General features: G+C 66.0%; 13 protein-coding genes and 6 tRNA genes. 10 read left to right on the top strand and 9 right to left on the bottom strand.

Features of this window, described 5'->3' with window-relative positions; translation table 11 throughout:
* Positions 1 to 18: 18 nt before the first annotated feature.
* On the bottom strand, positions 19 to 1050 hold the full coding sequence (locus WC729_RS13705; protein ID WP_372853634.1) for an oxidoreductase: 1032 nt from the start codon (positions 1048 to 1050) through the stop codon (positions 19 to 21).
* Positions 1051 to 1062: 12 nt separating this feature from the next.
* Positions 1063 to 1566, bottom strand: coding sequence for a hypothetical protein (locus WC729_RS13700; protein ID WP_372853632.1), 504 nt, complete (start codon positions 1564 to 1566; stop codon positions 1063 to 1065).
* A gap of 166 nt (positions 1567 to 1732) precedes the next feature.
* Here WC729_RS13700 and WC729_RS13695 point away from each other — a divergent pair, with 166 nt between their 5' ends.
* The 9 genes from WC729_RS13695 (at position 1733) to WC729_RS13655 (ending at position 7065) form a co-directional block, all read left to right on the top strand.
* A complete protein-coding gene (locus WC729_RS13695) occupies positions 1733 to 2986 on the top strand; it encodes an MFS transporter (protein ID WP_372853630.1) in 1254 nt (417 codons plus the stop codon).
* On the top strand, positions 2983 to 4623 hold the full coding sequence (locus WC729_RS13690; RefSeq protein WP_372853628.1) for a glycoside hydrolase family 43 protein: 1641 nt from the start codon (positions 2983 to 2985) through the stop codon (positions 4621 to 4623). The genes WC729_RS13695 and WC729_RS13690 overlap by 4 nt, the downstream gene beginning before the upstream one ends.
* Positions 4624 to 4764: 141 nt before the next feature.
* Positions 4765 to 4839 (top strand) — tRNA-Met (locus tag WC729_RS13685).
* Between the two features lie 2 nt (positions 4840 to 4841).
* Positions 4842 to 4917: transfer RNA gene (locus WC729_RS13680), tRNA-OTHER, on the top strand.
* A 9-nt stretch (positions 4918 to 4926) separates the two neighbouring features.
* Positions 4927 to 5001: transfer RNA gene (locus tag WC729_RS13675), tRNA-Phe, on the top strand.
* Positions 5002 to 5076: 75 nt separating this feature from the next.
* A tRNA-Gln gene (locus WC729_RS13670) sits at positions 5077 to 5150 on the top strand.
* A 36-nt stretch (positions 5151 to 5186) separates the two neighbouring features.
* On the top strand, positions 5187 to 5600 hold the full coding sequence (locus WC729_RS13665; RefSeq protein ID WP_372853626.1) for an ASCH domain-containing protein: 414 nt from the start codon (positions 5187 to 5189) through the stop codon (positions 5598 to 5600).
* Positions 5600 to 6052 carry an AAC(3)-I family aminoglycoside N-acetyltransferase gene (locus WC729_RS13660; protein ID WP_372853624.1) on the top strand — a complete coding sequence of 151 codons (453 nt, stop codon included), beginning with the start codon at positions 5600 to 5602 and terminating at the stop codon, positions 6050 to 6052. The genes WC729_RS13665 and WC729_RS13660 overlap by 1 nt, the downstream gene beginning before the upstream one ends.
* A 62-nt stretch (positions 6053 to 6114) precedes the next feature.
* The gene (locus tag WC729_RS13655) at positions 6115 to 7065 is read left to right on the top strand and encodes a DUF808 domain-containing protein (RefSeq protein ID WP_372853622.1); all 951 of its coding nucleotides are present in this window, start codon (positions 6115 to 6117) and stop codon (positions 7063 to 7065) included.
* Here WC729_RS13655 and WC729_RS13650 read toward each other — a convergent pair.
* The 5 genes from WC729_RS13650 to WC729_RS13630 all read right to left on the bottom strand — a co-directional run bounded on the left by WC729_RS13650 (position 7059) and on the right by WC729_RS13630 (position 12275).
* Positions 7059 to 8693 (bottom strand): SulP family inorganic anion transporter, encoded by a 1635-nt coding sequence (locus WC729_RS13650; RefSeq protein WP_372853620.1) that lies wholly within the window; start codon positions 8691 to 8693, stop codon positions 7059 to 7061. The two genes, WC729_RS13655 and WC729_RS13650, sit on opposite strands and share 7 nt — an antisense overlap.
* A 51-nt stretch (positions 8694 to 8744) precedes the next feature.
* Positions 8745 to 8821: transfer RNA gene (locus WC729_RS13645), tRNA-Pro, on the bottom strand.
* 94 nt (positions 8822 to 8915) lie between these two features.
* A tRNA-Ile gene (locus tag WC729_RS13640) sits at positions 8916 to 8992 on the bottom strand.
* A 14-nt stretch (positions 8993 to 9006) separates the two neighbouring features.
* Positions 9007 to 10047, bottom strand: a complete 1041-nt coding sequence (locus WC729_RS13635) for a polysaccharide deacetylase family protein (protein ID WP_372853618.1) — start codon at positions 10045 to 10047, stop codon at positions 9007 to 9009.
* Positions 10048 to 10049: 2 nt separating this feature from the next.
* Positions 10050 to 12275 carry a histidine kinase dimerization/phospho-acceptor domain-containing protein gene (locus WC729_RS13630; RefSeq protein WP_372853616.1) on the bottom strand — a complete coding sequence of 742 codons (2226 nt, stop codon included), beginning with the start codon at positions 12273 to 12275 and terminating at the stop codon, positions 10050 to 10052.
* Positions 12276 to 12502: 227 nt separating this feature from the next.
* Here WC729_RS13630 and WC729_RS13625 point away from each other — a divergent pair, with 227 nt between their 5' ends.
* Positions 12503 to 12970: an Lrp/AsnC family transcriptional regulator gene (locus WC729_RS13625; protein WP_372853614.1), complete on the top strand. Its 468-nt coding sequence runs from the start codon at positions 12503 to 12505 to the stop codon at positions 12968 to 12970.
* A 52-nt stretch (positions 12971 to 13022) separates the two neighbouring features.
* Here WC729_RS13625 and WC729_RS13620 read toward each other — a convergent pair whose 3' ends face one another.
* Positions 13023 to 14321 (bottom strand): hypothetical protein, encoded by a 1299-nt coding sequence (locus WC729_RS13620; RefSeq protein ID WP_372853612.1) that lies wholly within the window; start codon positions 14319 to 14321, stop codon positions 13023 to 13025.
* Between the two features lie 53 nt (positions 14322 to 14374).
* Positions 14375 to 15628, bottom strand: a complete 1254-nt coding sequence (locus tag WC729_RS13615; RefSeq protein ID WP_372853610.1) for a hypothetical protein — start codon at positions 15626 to 15628, stop codon at positions 14375 to 14377.
* Between the last annotated feature and the right edge of the window lie 114 nt (positions 15629 to 15742).

The following is a 15742-nucleotide window of genomic DNA, read 5'->3' as shown; positions in this document are numbered from 1 at the left end:
GATGGTTCACGACCTGGATCAGACGGCCAGCTTGCGCCCCTCCGTGGCACTCCGCCGTGCCAGTGCGATCAGCTTCAGCCCCATCAGCGCATCGGCCGGATCGACCGGCGGTGGCGCACCGTCGAGGATCGCATCGGCCACGCCCTCATAATAACGCCGCCAGTCGCCGCGGATCGACGGCACCAGCTCGGGCTGGCCGTCCGCGACGGTCAGCGTGCCGAACGCCTCGGGCGCTTCCTCGCCATAGCCGGCGTCATTGGCACTCGCGCCGGCGCGCAGCATCGCTTCCTGCGGATCGAGGCCAAACTTCACGAAGCTGCCCGCGCTTCCGTGCAGCGAGAAACGCGGGCGCGGCGCCACCACCAGCGTTGAAGCCGACAGGATCACACGCCGCGCGCCGTAATGCAGGGTCAGCTCGAAATAATCGTCGACCACCACATCCGGGCGTTGCGCGGCGATATCGGCGGTAATCGCCTCCGGCGTGCCGAACAATTGCAGCGCCTGGTCGATCAGGTGCGGCCCCAGATCGGCGAGCATGCCGCCGCCCTGCTCCACCGTCGCCTCGCGCCAGCCGGGCTTGATCGCCGGGCGGAACCGGTCCCAGCGTAGCTCGGCGAGCATCACCTCGCCCAGTGCGCCGCCGCCCAGCACGTCGAGCACCGTCAGGAAGTCCGCGTCCCAGCGCCGATTGTGGAACACCGACAGCACCAGGCCGTGCGCGGCCGCAAGTTCGATCAGCGCTGCGCCGTCGGCCGGGTCGACCGCGAAGGGCTTATCGATCACGACATGCTTGCCCGCCTCCAGCCCGGCTTTGGCAAGCGGCGCGTGCAGTTCGTTGGGCGTGGCGATCACGATCAGATCGATCGAGGGGTCGGCGATCAGCGCTTCCGCGGTCGGCACCACGGTTACGCCGGGAAAGGTCTCGGCGACTTCGTCGCTGCGCGACGTAACGATTGCTGCAAGCTTCAGCCGCTCGACCGCATCGACCAGCGGCGCATGGAAGCTTTTGCCGGCCAGCCCGAACCCGATCACCCCGACATTGATCATCATTCTTCCTCTCGATCAGCTGTGCTGCGTCGACAGGATTTTCGGGTCGCTGGCAAGGGAGTGGAGATAGGCATGGCGTTCGGGCGTGCCGGACCGCAGTTTCGACAGGTGGTCCCGCTGCTCCTCGGTCAGGCGGAAGCGGACATAGCCGAGCGAGGTCAGGCAGTTCTCCAGGGTCGACTTCTGCAGTGCGGCGATTTCGCGGAAACGCTGCTCCGGACGGGCTCCCTGCACGGCCATGGCGATCGCCTCGGCCCCCGACACCGGTTGGAAATTATTCTCGTTGATGTTCGACGGCAGATTCTCGATCTGGCTCGACGCCCGCACCAGCGCCTTAGCCGCAGGGGTATCCGACACATCCAGATAATAGGCCTGGCGCCCGCACAGTACCGCGTCCTCGCGGTAGCGGTCGAGCGAAACGCCCGCCTTGCCCCAGCTTTCGCGCGGCGCGCTGGCCGCATCGGCGGCGGAGGAAATCAGGATGGCGCCAAGGACGAGTGGCACAAGGACACGAGACATTTCCGCTCTCCCGAACAGAGGTGCGAGCGGTATCACGTCGTCGCTTACCCCGCAAATCGCCCGCGATCTTGCCAGCGCGGGTCAGATCGTTATCGCTACCATCAGCGATCGAGCCGCAACGGCGCCCGACGCGCGGAGAGGAATCGCGATGCGGATTGGCAGGATGATGAAGATCCGCTGGTGGATCATCGGACTGGTGATGATCGGTACCATCCTCAATTATCTGACGCGCAGTATCATGGGCGTCGCCGCGCCGACCGCGATGACCGAACTCCATATCAGCACCGAGCAATATAGCTGGATCACCGGGGGCTTCCAGCTCGGCATCATGCTGCAGCCGATCGCCGGATATATCCTCGATATGATCGGGCTGAAGACCGGCCTTGCCCTGTTCGCGGCGGCCTGGGGCGTGATCACCATGGCGCATGGCCTCGCGACAGGCTGGGTCAGCCTCGCCGGCCTGCGCGCGCTGCTGGGCTTTGCCGAGGGCACCGCCCATCCCGGCGCGCTGAAGGTTATCTCCGAATGGTTTCCGGCGCGCGAACGCGGCTTTGCCGGCGGCGTCTACAATATCGGCGCGTCGCTCGGATCGGTGCTGGCGCCGTTGCTGGTGGCAGGCGCGGTGATGGTATGGGACTGGCGCGGCGCCTTCATCGTCGCGGGCGTGCTCGCGCTGATCTGGGCCGCTTGCTGGCGCCGCCTCTATCATTCGCCCGAAACCCATCCGACCGTCTCGTCGGAGGAAAAGGCCGAGATCATCGAGGGCCAGGAATCCTATCTCCGCGCGACGGAGGACAAGCCGCCGCTCCGCACGCTGCTCATGCGGCGGAACCTCTGGGGGATCGCCCTGCCCCGCTTCCTCGCCGATCCGGTGTGGGGCACGCTGACCCTCTGGATGCCGCTCTATCTCACCACCGTCCGCCATTTCGATCTCGGCCAGATCGCGATGTTCGCCGGCCTGCCTTTCATCGCCGCCGATCTCGGTTGCCTGTTCGGGCCAGCGGTGGTGCTGTGGCTGCAACGGCGCGGGATCAGCCTGATCAATGCGCGGCGCGGCGCCTATACGCTGGGCGCGGTGCTGATGACCGGCATGATGTTCGTCGGCCAGGTGGAAAGCGCCGCCGCCGCGGTAGCGCTACTTTGCCTAGGTGGCTTCGCGCACCAGACCTTGTCCGTCACCTGCATCACCATGGCCTCCGACCTGTTTCCGCGGAACGAGGTGGGCACTGCAGCGGGCATTGCCGGCACCATGGCCAATCTCGGCGTGCTGATCTTCTCGCTCGCCATGGGCCATTTCGTCGAGACAATCGGCTATGGCCCGTTCTTCGTCGCGCTCGGCATCCTCGACCTGTTCGCCGCCGCCGTGATGTGGATCCTCGTCCGCGCCCCCGAACCCCAAAAGGACCCCGAGCCCGCATGATCCGCAATCCCATCCTCCGCGGCTTCAACCCCGACCCGTCGATCGTCCGGGTCGGCGCGGATTATTATATCGCGACCTCGACCTTCGAATGGTTTCCCGGCGTGCAGATCCACCATTCGCGCGATCTCGCCAACTGGACGCTCGTCGCCCGCCCGCTGGTCCGCGCGAGCCAACTCGACATGCGCGGCGATCCGGACAGTTGCGGCGTCTGGGCGCCCTGCCTCACGCATGACGGCGATCGCTTTCACCTGATCTACACCGACGTGAAGCGCTATGGCCGCACCACCACCGGCGGCGCGTCGGGCGCGTCGCTGCGCGATTTCCACAATTATCTGGTGACGAGCGAGACGATCGAGGGCGACTGGTCCGACCCCATCTATCTCAACAGCAGCGGCTTCGATCCCTCGTTGTTCCACGATGATGACGGCCGCAAATATCTAACCAACATGCTGTGGGACCATCGTCCCGGCCGCAACCGCTTCGCCGGCATCGTGCTTCAGGAATATGCACCGGAGGAGCATGCGCTGATCGGCGAGCCGCGCCTGATCTTCGAAGGCACCCCGCTCGGGCTCACCGAAGCGCCGCATCTCTGCAAGCGCGACGGCTTTTATTATCTCATCACTGCCGAGGGCGGCACCGCCTGGAATCACGCCGTGACCATGGCGCGCTCGCGCAGCCTGACCGGTCCCTACGAGCTCCATCCCGACACCTATATCCTCAGCGCCCGCGACCGCCCCGATGCGCCGCTCCAGCGTGCCGGCCATGCCGACCTGGTCGAAACGCCCGAGGGCGAGCCCTGGATGGTCTATCTCTGTGGTCGCCCCCTCCCCAATCGCGGCCGCTGCGTGATGGGCCGCGAGACGGCGATCCAGCCGATGCGCTGGGCGGACGATGGCTGGCTCTATACGGCAAGCGGCGACAGCATCCCGCAACGCGACATCCCCGCGCCGGTGCTCGATGCGCCGATGCCTGCGGCACCAATCCGATCCGATTTCGACGACGGCCTATTGCCGATCGACTTCCAGTGGCTGCGCTCGCCCGAGCCGGAAAAACTGTTCAGCCTCACCGCCCACCCCGGCCATCTCCGCCTCTTCGGTCGCGAGACGCTCGGCAGCCTGTTCGAACAGGCTCTGGTCGCGCGGCGGCAACAGGCCTTCTGCTATTCGGCGGAAACCGTCGTCGACTTCGCGCCCCAAAGCTATCAGCAGGCGGCCGGCCTGATCTGCTATTATAACGGCTCGAAATTCCACTATCTGTTCGTCACCGCCGGCGACGATGACGACCGTCAGGTGCAGGTCATGTCCGCGCTTCCCGACTCCCCGCAAGGCGATGCCTTTTCGCAAGTTCACAGCGTGGCGGCGGAGGGCCGCATCCAGCTGCGCGTGGAAGTCGATTACGAACGCCTCCGCTTCGCGTTCCGGCTCGAGGGCGACAGCGACTGGACCTGGCTGCGCGAGCAGTTCGACGCGAGCATCCTCTCCGACGAAGCCAGTGCGCCCGGGTTGCCGAACTTCACCGGGGCGTTCGTGGGAATGGCCTGCCAGGACACGTCCGGACGCCGCCTGGCGGCGGATTTCGACTGGTTCGCCTATCGCGAGCGGGCGTATCTCACGGACCCGACAGGCGCAGCTGACTAGCGCACGAAACCAGTCTCGGAACAGAAGACTTGCCAGTCAGGCAAGTCTTGGTTATGTGACCGCGCATGCGACAGATACGCTCCCTCAATCGAATGCAACGATTTACCAGCAATTGGTGAAGCTGCGTTCGCTTCACTGCTTTGCAGTGTAGCTCAGAGGTAGAGCAGGGGCCCCATAAGCCTTAGGTCGCTGGTTCGATCCCAGTCACTGCAACCAATTGACCGTAGCCGAACAAGGTGGACGGGGCCGACTGTTATCGGCTTACGGCAGGTTCGATTCCTGCACGGTCAGCCAATCCCTCATGCCAGATTAGCTCAGCGGTAGAGCGGCGGGTTGAAGATCCGCGCGGCGATGGTTCGATTCCATCATCTGGCGCCACATCAGCGAGCGCGTGGGCGCGGCCCGGTCTCCAAAACCGTCGCCAGCAGGTTCGACTCCTGCCGCTGGTGCCATTCCCCGTTCGTCCAAGGGCAGGACTCGGCACTTTGACTGCCGCAATCGAGGTTCGAATCCTCGGCGGGGAACCATTTCTTTCGCCGTCGCTCTGCTGTTACGATCGCCTCATGACCGAAACCCTCACTGAAACCGATATCAGCGACCTCGAACGCTTCTCTTTCGGCGACAGCCCGGAGCTCGCCAACACCTTGCTTGCGCTGGTCCTGGCCGGGGTCAAGACCGGGACCTGCTGGGCGGCGCGTGACGGGCAGCTCACCGAGATCGGCCAGCGCATGGTCGCCTGCGACGGTGGGGGCCAGCCGCGTGCGGTGATCGAAACCGTCACGCTGCACCAGCGCGTCTTCTCCGACGTCGATGCAGAATTCGCGACCAAGGAAGGCGAAGGCGATCGCAGCCTCGACTATTGGCGCGAGGCGCACCAAGCCTATTTCACGCGGAACGGCGGTTTCGATCCCGATATGCTGGTCTGGTGCGAGGAGTTCAGGCTGGTCGCAACCGTCGAACCAGCGGATGCGGCCTGATGGACCACACCATCCATCGCCTCGCGCCTGACGATCTGGCGCTGATGGACGCCCTGCTCGACACCTTTGGCGAGGCGTTCGAGGACACCGAAAGCTATGACTCAAAGCGGCCGAGCCCCGCCTATCTCCGCCGCCTGCTCGGCAGCGAGCATTTCTTCGCTCTCGCCGCGGTACGGGACGGTGCCGTCGTCGGCGGTCTCGCTGCCTATGAGCTGCAGAAATTCGAGCAGGAACGCAGCGAGATCTACATCTACGACCTTGCCGTTGCCGAAGCCCATCGCCGCGAAGGCATCGCCACCGCGCTGATCGAGCATCTGCAGCAGATCGCCGCGCAGCGCGGCGCCTATGTCATCTTCGTCCAGGCCGATTATGGCGACGATCCCGCCATCGCGCTCTACACCAAACTCGGCGCGAGAGAGAACGTGATGCATTTCGATATCTCGGTGCCCTGATCCTCTGGCGCTTCGCGTCGAATGCGATACCAGATCCAAGAAACCACAAAGAAGGAGATCGAATGCCCGGAGGCCTAGTAGCGCTGCTCGACGATATCGCGATGATCGCGAAGCTGGCGGCGACCTCGGTGGACGACGTCGCTGCGGCAGCCGGCCGCGCGGGCGTCAAGGCGGCGGGTGTGGTGATCGACGATACCGCGGTCACCCCGCGCTATGTGGTCGGGCTGACGCCCGATCGCGAACTACCGATCATCGCCAAGATCGCGGTCGGTTCGCTGCGCAACAAGCTGCTGATCCTGCTGCCGGCAGCCCTACTGCTCAGCAGCTTCGCGCCCTGGGCGATCACCCCCCTGCTGATGATCGGCGGCGCCTATCTGTGCTTCGAGGCGACCGAGAAGATCTTCGAGGCCGTCACCGGCACGCATCATGCCGAGGAAGTCGCCGACATCCACGATCCGGCTGAGCTCGAGAAACGCCAGGTCGGCGGCGCCATCCGCACCGATTTCATCCTGTCGGCGGAAATCATGGTCATCGCGCTGTCCGACATTCCGAAAAGCTCGGTCCTGATGCAGGGCTTCGTCCTCGCGGCGGTCGGCATCGCGATCACCGTCGGCGTGTACGGCGTCGTCGGGCTGATCGTGAAGATGGACGATATCGGTCTTCATCTTGCCCAGCGGAAATCGGCCGGCGTCCGCGCGCTCGGCCGCGGGCTGGTCAAGGCGATGCCGATCCTGCTCGAAGGCCTGTCGACGCTCGGCGTCGCGGCAATGGCCTGGGTCGGCGGCGGCTTCATCGTGCACGGGCTGGAGGAATTCGGCCTGGGCGTGATCTCGCACGGGCTGCACGATGCGGCAAAGGCCGTCGGCCATGCCTCGCCGGTGGCGCAGGGGCTGGTCGAATGGCTGGTCGGCGCGCTCGGATCAGCGGTGATCGGCATGATCGTGGGCGGGGTGATCGTCGCGGTGCTGCACCTGATCCCGCGCAAGACCGGGGAAACCGCCGCCGCTCACTGAGCGGACCGCTGCTCTTCCACCACGCGGACGGCATCCGCGACGCTGAACGAAGCGCCCCGCGCCAGCCGGTCGAGCCCCGCCGCGGCCAGCACGTCGCGCACCCGGTCGTGCGCCCGGGCGAGATGCAGCGACAGGCCCTTCGCGTTCAACTGCTTCTCGAATTCGGCGATCGCCTCCAGCGCCGTGCTGTCGAGATCGTCGCTCTCCTCCAGGCTCAATACGACGTCCGTGTCGCCGGGGCGCGCCATGGCCTTTGCCGCGATGCTGCCCAGCGATTGTTCGGCATTGGCGAAGAACAGCGGCGCATTCGGGCGGAAGATCGCCACCCCCGCCACCGCCCGGGCCTCGACATGGCGCGACCGGTCGACGAAGTTGTGGCTGTCGCCCAGGCGACCAAGCTCGCTCACCGCTGGATGGGAAAGCCGGTAGAGCAACGCCCCGATCGACAGCGCCACCGCGATCAGCATGCCGTCGAGCACCCCGAACAGGATCACCCCCGCGACGGCCGCCAGCGCGATCCACTGATCGCGACCGACCTTGAACAGCCGGGAAAGCGGCGCCGGCGACAAGGAGTGAGTCAGTGCCGCGATCACTACCGCCGCCAGCAACGGCGCTGGCAGCGCCTCGATCGCAGGGCCCGCCAGCAATGCCGCGGCGGCCAGGGCGATCAGGGAGGCGATCGCAGCGATCCGGCTCGTCGCACCCGCCGATTCATTGGCAGCGGCGGCGGAGAAACCCGCCCCGACCGGCATGCCCTGCCCCAATGCCGACAGCAGGTTCGCACCCGCCAGCGCCCCGAATTCGCGGTCGGCCGACAGCGAATCGCCATGGCGCAGCGCCAGCGTGCGGACGGTGCCCCAGCTTTCGGCGAGCAGGATCAGGGTCAACGGCGCGGCAAGCTGCACCAGGTGGGACCAGCGCGCGAAACCGAAATCCGGCAGCGCCCAGGGCGCCATGCCCAGGTCGATCGGGCCGACCGGCGCCACCCCCAGTGCCGGCAGGTCGATCAGTCGCGATGCCGCCACGCCGAGCAGCAGCACGATCAGCACGGCGGGCAGCCGTGTGGTCGCGCGCAGCCCGATCAGCAGCGCCAGGCACACCAGCCCGATCGCCAGACTCGCCCCATTCGCCTGACCGAGAGACGCGACGATATCGGCCAGCAGGACCAGGGTGGAGGTCGATGCCAGCTTCAGCCCCAGCAGATGCGGCAGCTGGCGAATGATAATGTTGATCGCGAGGCCGAAGGCGAACCCGCGCAGCACCGGGCGGGCAATGAAGCTGGAAAGGCTGCCGAGCCTGAAGGCCGCGATCAGCGCGAACATGATCCCGACCATGGCCACCATCATCGTCGCCATCGCACCGCGCTCGGCCGGGCTGCCTGGCAGAGTCGCCAGCGCGGCCGCCAGGATCGCGGCGGAGGACGAGGTCGGGCCGATAATCGCGAAGCGGCTGCGACCCAGCACTGCATAGGCCACGCCGCCAGCGAGCGCAGCGACGATCGCACGGCCCGGTGCGAGCCCGGCGATTCCGGCATAGGCGACTGCCTCGGGCAACATCAGCCCGGCGACCGAAAGCCCCGCGACGATGTTCATGGCGATGCGCGGAGGGATGCCGGGAACCGTTTTCACGACGCCACTCTAGTGGCCGCTGAAGGGCCACAGCAATCTATTCCGGGGTAGTGGTCGGGGAGACAGGATTCGAACCTGCGACATCCTGCTCCCAAAGCAGGCGCGCTACCGGACTGCGCCACTCCCCGACGGATGGGTCGCTTAGGCGGGACGCCGCCACGAAGCAAGGGCGCCGGTCGATTCAGCAACCAGATCGCCCGCGAACGGGTTCGAACGGAAGGTTGGTGGGCCCGGCAGGACTTGAACCCGCAACCTACCCGTTATGAGCGGGCAGCTCTAACCAGTTGAGCTACAGGCCCCACCAAAGCGCTCGTTAGCGGAGGGTCCGCTTCGGTGGCAAGGCCGCCGCATCGATGATTGCGCCAAGCGACGCCGGCGCGACGCCGCGCTGCTCCAGATCGCCAAGGATCCGGTCCCACCAATGATGAAAGGCGGCGAGGTCGGCGGCATCGCGCACATAGGGCGTATGGCCGGGCGCGACCGAGGGAGAGTGGAAGGAGAAGTTAAGCACGCGCACCCCTTCGCCTACCGCAACCGCCACCGCTTCCAGCGCATCGGCCAACGGCATTTCCTCGGGCGTCAGCGCCACGCGGGAGAGAAGATGAGTCCGGGCGAAGAGCCCGCGGCCCTTCGGCAGCTTGCCGAGCGCATTGTAGAGCCCCACCCCGCCGCGCCGCGCCAGCCCGGTGAACACGGTGGTAAGCGGCAGCTCGACGATCGCGCCGATCCGGAACGCATGGTTGCCCACTGCCGCGAAATCCGGACCGCCTTCGTCGCTGTAGCGATAGGACGATCGCATCGAGCTATCGAGCGCATAACCCCGTGCCGCGAGCAGGCCCGCCGTCGCGGGACCGATACCATAGCGTCCGGCACGATAGGCGCGCGGCGCGGCACCGAAGGCGGACGCAATCGCCTCGGTCAGCGCATCGATCTTGGCCGCCTCGAGCGCCTCGGGAAGGTTGCCCGCAAAGCTGTTGGCCGGCGTCAGCGCTTCGTCGAACGGCGGGTTGACCCAGGGATGGAGCTGAGTCCCGACCGCCGACACGCCATCGGCCAACACCTCGCGCAGCATGTCGGTGGCTACCGGGTCAGTCGCGATCGGATAATCGACCAAATAGGTCAGCGGCACGCCCCGCTCGGCGAAGCGACGATGCGCCGCGGGGATCGCGGTGACATGCGACAGGCCGTGGCTGTCGCGGTCGAGCGGCGCATCCCAGTCGAATTCTTCCTCGGTATCGACGAAGATCGTGAAACGCGTGCCGAAATCCTCGGGCCAGGCGATCAGGTCGGCGGCGGTCGGCGGAGGGACGCGGTATCCCGGCACCGCACCCGGCAAAGGCGTGGATTGGTCCACGATCAGCTTGAAGAAACCTGCTCCACGCTCTCGATAACGGCGGCCGGGAGCCGCAAAGTCAAGGCCTTGTCGCCGATGACCAGCACGCCGCGCAGCTCGGTGGCAAGGTTGCGCGCCAGCCGCAGGGCGAAGCCGGTGCCGAGCAGCGGCGCACCCTCGCTATCGGCCTCGGTCTCGGCATCGATCGTCAACAGGCTGTCGCCGGCATAGGCGGCGAGCGCCGCAGGCCGGTCGAACACGACCGCGACCATCGAGTCGGCCTCGAGCGTCGCGGCAATGCCGATCCGCTCGCCGCGTCCGCCGGATGCTACCAGCGTGGCCATCAGCCTGGCGATCAGCCGCTCGACCGCCCGGTCGTCGCCTGCAATCGCCAGGTTGCCGTCGCCGGTATAGATATCGATCGTCGTGCCGCGCAGCGTTGCCAGCGGCAGCAGATCGCTCGCGACCCGCTCGAGTAACGGCACCAGGGGTACCTCGCCCGGTCGCAGATCAAGCGCCCTGGATTCGATCCGCGCCGCCATGTCGATATCGTCGATCGCGGTCAGCAGGCTGCCCGCCTGGTTGCGGATGTCGGCGGCATGCGCGCGGTAAGCATGGGGCACCGGCCCGAGCATCTGCGATTCGATCATTTCGGCAAAGCCGGCGATGGCGTTGGTCGGCGTGCGCAGTTCGTGGACGAGCTGGCGCAGCGCGTCTGCGGCGGGGCTGCGAACCGGGCGCGGTTCAGCGGTCTCGTCCGGACGCGGGCGACGCGCGGTCCCGCGATAGCCCGTGAAGCGTCCGCTCTCGCGGTCGAACACCGGGATGCCCGTGATGCGCCATTGGCCGGCAGCATCCGAATCGCCGTCGACGACCAGGCGCGCATTGGCGAAACCGGCGCGGCGGCGAAACGCCCCGGCGACGGCGCCGTCCACCCGCGACCCTCCGGGGACGGCGGCGAGATCGAGCGAAAGCCCGATCAGCGGCGCACGCGCGGCGCCTTCGATCCAGCGCACGATGCCCGATGCATCGGTCTCGAACCGGAAGCTCTGCGCCTGGATCGATTCGAGCTCGAACAGTTCGGACTGGATCTCCGGCAGAATCGGCGCGGCGGGTGCTTCCTCGCGCTGGCGCTGATAGGCATCGATCCGGGCGACCAGTTCGGCGATCTGGAACATACCGCTCGATGCTTCGGCCGGCGGCGGCTGCAGGGTGGCAAACTCGATTACCTCGGCCCCGGAACCCGACGCCTGGGCCTCTTCCTGAACCTCGGCCGCCTGCTCGGTCTCGAGGCCTTCAGCCTCTGGCGCGTCAGTCCCTGGGATTTCAGACTCAGGAGCCTCCTGAAGCTCGGATGTTTCCACGGTCTCAAGGATTTCTTCGGCCTCGGGAATTTCCCCGGTCCCGGCTGCCTCGGGCAGCGCCGGGCTCTCGACCGCTTCAGTCGCCGGAGGTTGCTCTGCCTCGGCCTCGCTGTGGCGCAGCGCTTCCGCAACGACCGGCAGTCCACGCGCAATGCTGGCGAACGAAAAGAAGGTCAGTTCAGGCGGCGCCATGATGGCCGGCTCCGCCTGGATCTCTGACGTCGCGACCTCCGGCTCGATAAGGACCGGCTCCGATACGACCGCCTCGACCGAAATCGCGGGGTCCGGCTCATTGGCGGGAAGCGGGCCGAGCACATCGGTCCAATCGATCGATTCGATTGCTGCCGCGCCGGCCTCGACCGAAATCGAATCATCGATCGCGACTTCCTTGGCCTGCTCCGATGCCATGTCGGCCTCGGCTTCGATCGCTTCGGCCTCCTGCTCGACCGGTACAGGCGCTCCTAGCTCGACCGGCAGGGCCTCCAACGGCGCGACGGGTCCGGCCGACAGCACGAAATCGACGCTGCCGAAACTTTCGAGCGCGCGATTCACCGCTGGCGGCAGGTCGCGGCGATGGCGCAGGATCGATCGCGCGGCAGGCGGCATGCCCGACAGCATGTCGATCCATTCGTCGGCGCGCAGCCGCGCAGTGCGCAACACTGGCGCAGCAATGGCCAGTTCGTCTTCGGCGAAGAGCTGGACGAGCGCGGCGGGCGGGTCGGCAAAGGCCACTCCCCGCGCGCTCGCGGCGCGAATCGATGCCGGCACATGGGCACGAATCGCCTTGAGTTTCGCGATCGCGCTGATACCCGGCGGGACGCGGCGACGGCTGATCAGGTCGACCAGTTGCCGCCATGCCGATTGCGCGCCGAACGGGGTCGACATGTCTGCCGAGAGAACCGTTTCGAGACTGTCGTCAAAGCGCAAAAGGACTCGACCCCCAACCGGCCGCGAGGACCGCGCCGTAAGAATTTCTTAACCGGCCGGAGTCGCCAGTGAAACATCTGTTTTTGGCACGTAGCAATGTGGGACAATTGCGTTCGCTCGCAATTATCTTATGCTGAATGCCGGCCGCTCGCCAGAAAGACAGAGCCGGCGGGGAGCTTTGCGTAATGGCGTTTGATTCGATCGACCGGCGGATTCTGGGTTTGCTGCAGGATGATGGCCGGATGACGAATGTCGATCTGGCGGAACGAGTCGGGTTGACCGCCCCGCCCTGCCTGCGTCGGGTCCGCACGCTCGAGGAAGCCGGTGCGATCCGCGGCTATCACGCCGAGCTCGACGCGGCGACCCTCGGTTATCCGATCACCGTTTTCGCGATGGTCAGCCTGCGCAGCCAGGCCGAGCACGATCTCGCCGCCTTCGAGGATCATGTCGCCCAGATTCCCGAGATCCGCGAATGCCATATGCTCAACGGCGAGATTGATTTCATCCTGAAGATCGTGGCGACAGACCTGAAGAGCTTCCAGGAAATCCTCACCACGCATCTGACGCCCGCGCCGAACGTGGCGAGCGTGAAGACCTCGCTGACGATCCGCACCGCCAAGGCGCTGCCCGGCATCCCGGTGCGGCAGGACTGACGCATAAAAAAGGGGGCGTCGCGGCCCCCTTTTTCAATCCTCCGTGCCGCAATCAGGCCGCGGGCGGGTTATCCAGCCAGATCTTCCAGAGCGTCGCCGTGTCGCTGTCGGGGCCATTGGTCACCGTAGCAAGGTCGGCACGCGCGCGCTCCTTGTCGCCGGCAAGCGCCAGCGCGATCCCACGGTGCAGGCGGACATCGTCCGCGTCCTTGACGGTCTTTTCGAGCGCGAGGTCGTACATCTCGACGGCCTTGGCGTAAGCGCCCCGGCCGATGCTGGCGTCGCCGACCTGCGCGGCCTGCGTACCGTCGGTTGCTTTGCGCGCTGCGGCCTCGCTCGGCCCGGCGGCCGGCGCCGCGGCTTTTTTGCCCTTGGCCGGGGCAGCGCCCAGCAGGCGGATGCTTTCCGGGTCTTTGGCGGGGATCGCGCCCGACGCGCGCCCTTCCTCGATCACGGCCTTCACCTCGTCCTTCAGGCCGAGATTGTTCGCCCGGCGCGCATATTCCAGATATTCCTTCTGGCCGGCCAGGCTCCTGGTCGCGCGCATCAGCCGGAATAGATCGACGAACCGCGTATCGCGGTCCTTGCGTTCGGTCGGGGTCAGCTTGGTTTCGTCTTCGTCCTTGAAGCCGTTGAACGCGATCGCGTCATGCCAGTTCGCTTTAGTGCCATAGGCACCAAGCCATTTGCCGGTCCAGGCCGCCGTCTCGGGTGCCTTTTTCAACCTGAGCCGCTGGGCCGCGAAACGATACCAGCTCTCCGGCGGCTTCTTGCCCGCTGCGATCTGCGCCGTGATCATCGAATCGAGTTCCGCAGCACCTGCGGAAACCTGACCCGCTTCCATGTTCGCACGGACGATCTGCAGATTCAGCTCGTCGTCGCGAATGCCGTCCTCGCGCGCCTGGCGGTAGAATTGCACTGCCTTGACGTAATCCTTCCGCGCATAGGCGAAATCGCCGAGCGTATAATTGTAGCGCGAGGCATCGTCCTTCGACGTACGTGGATCGGCGATCAGCTCGGTCATCGGCTTGACCATCGCCGTCTGGCTCTGGACCGTCGCCGGCGACACACTCAATAGCCTCACCCGCAGGGTCCGGCCGATAAAACGCTCGCTGTCGTTGCTCGCGCTCCGCTCGATCGTCGAAATCGCGCCTTCCGCCCCCGCCAGGTCATTGGCCTTCAGCGCCAGCGTCGCCGCTGCCGCCGAAGCCCGGACCTGCTGGGAAAGGACGAAGTTCGTCGGGCTATCCGGCGGCGGTTGCTCCTTTTTGCCCGCGGCGGTCGCCGCGAATGGCAGTGCCGCGCTACCGGTCAGCAGCGCCGCCAGCGCCATGGTCGAAATCGTCTTCATTACGGAAACTCTCCAAATACGGCGCTGGCGGTCGCGCGCTCAATAGTGGTGAATCACGCCAGCGGCGGCGAGTCCAGCCAGATCGTCCAAAGATGCGCGATCTGGCTCAGCGGCGCGGCAGTAACCTTGGCGAAGGCGGCCTTGGCCTCGTCCTTGCGGCCGAGATTGGCGAGCGCCATGCCGAGATGCATGTTCACCGTGTTCGCGTCGGCGCCGGCCTGACCAGCAGCCGCGGTGTAGCTCTCTGCCGCCTTCGCATAGTCCCCCGCGGCATAATAGATGTCGCCGGCGACGCTCGGCTTCGACTTGCCGGCAGCGTTCGCTGCCGACACTTCCGACTTCATCGCGGCCTGGGCCGCCGTGTAGACACGCGCAATATCGGCATCGCCCGACGGGATCTTGCCCGCTGCGCGTCCCTCGTCGATCACTGCGGCCGATTCCCACGGCAGGCCCGAATCAAGCGCTGCCTGCACGTAACCGTAATAGTCGTTCGGGTCGCTCAGGACCTTGGTACCCCGCATCGTGCGATACAGGTCGAGCTTCTGGGCCTTGGTGAACTTGGTGTTGGTCGGATCGGTCACCTTGCGGAAATTGTTGACCGCGGTGCGCCAGGTGGCGACCTTCGGATAGGCCTTTAGCTGACGAACCAGCCATGCCTCAGCCGTGGGAACATCGCGACCGGCGTAGCTATTGCTCACGGCATAAGCATACCAGGATTCCGGTGCCGTCCGGCCAGCCGCCGTCTCGGTCTCGACTGCCTTGTCCAACTCGGCGATCGCTTCCTTGGTCCGGTTGGTCGATCCGTAAGCCTGGGCCAGCGACACCGAGAGGTCCGTCTTGGCATAGCCGAGTTCACGCGCCTTCAGCAGGAAGGGAATGGCCTGCTCGTTCTGCTTGGCTTCGATGGCGATCGTCCCGCGCACGAAATTATAGGCCGGAAGATCGGCCGGCGGGGTCTTCGGGTTCACGATCAGCGCGTCGAGGGCGGTGGCGAGAGTCGCGTTGTCCTTCTTCTCGCTCGCGATGTTCAGGCGGAAGATATTGGCAAAATAGCGGTCGTCGTCAGTGGTCGCGAGCGGATCCGCAATGGCGAGCTTCGCTTCTGCCGTCGCGAAATCCTTGGCGTCGAGCGCCTTCTTGACCTCCTGGGCCGGCTTCCCGAAAGCCGGGCTCGCGGTCAGCTTGGGTACGCCAGCCTCCGCTTTGTCGTCCTTCTTGTTCTTCTGTGCGGTTGCGGGCGCGGCAACCATGGCGGTGGCACCAAGCGACAGCATCAGGGCCAGCGCAACGTTGGGAAGCAGCTTCATCAAGAAAAACTCCTAAGCGGATGGACGTCCGTTCAATTCGGAGACGCCTCTAATGTGGGGGGCACCATGGTTCAAGGCGCACGGAACTCCGTGCGGTTGGCATTCGGGCGCTGA

Origin of the sequence: Sphingomonas sp. (assembly GCF_041661825.1) — a bacterium.
Classification (GTDB): Bacteria; Pseudomonadota; Alphaproteobacteria; order Sphingomonadales; family Sphingomonadaceae; genus Sphingomonas.
This window is presented reverse-complemented; position numbering and strand designations above follow the sequence as displayed.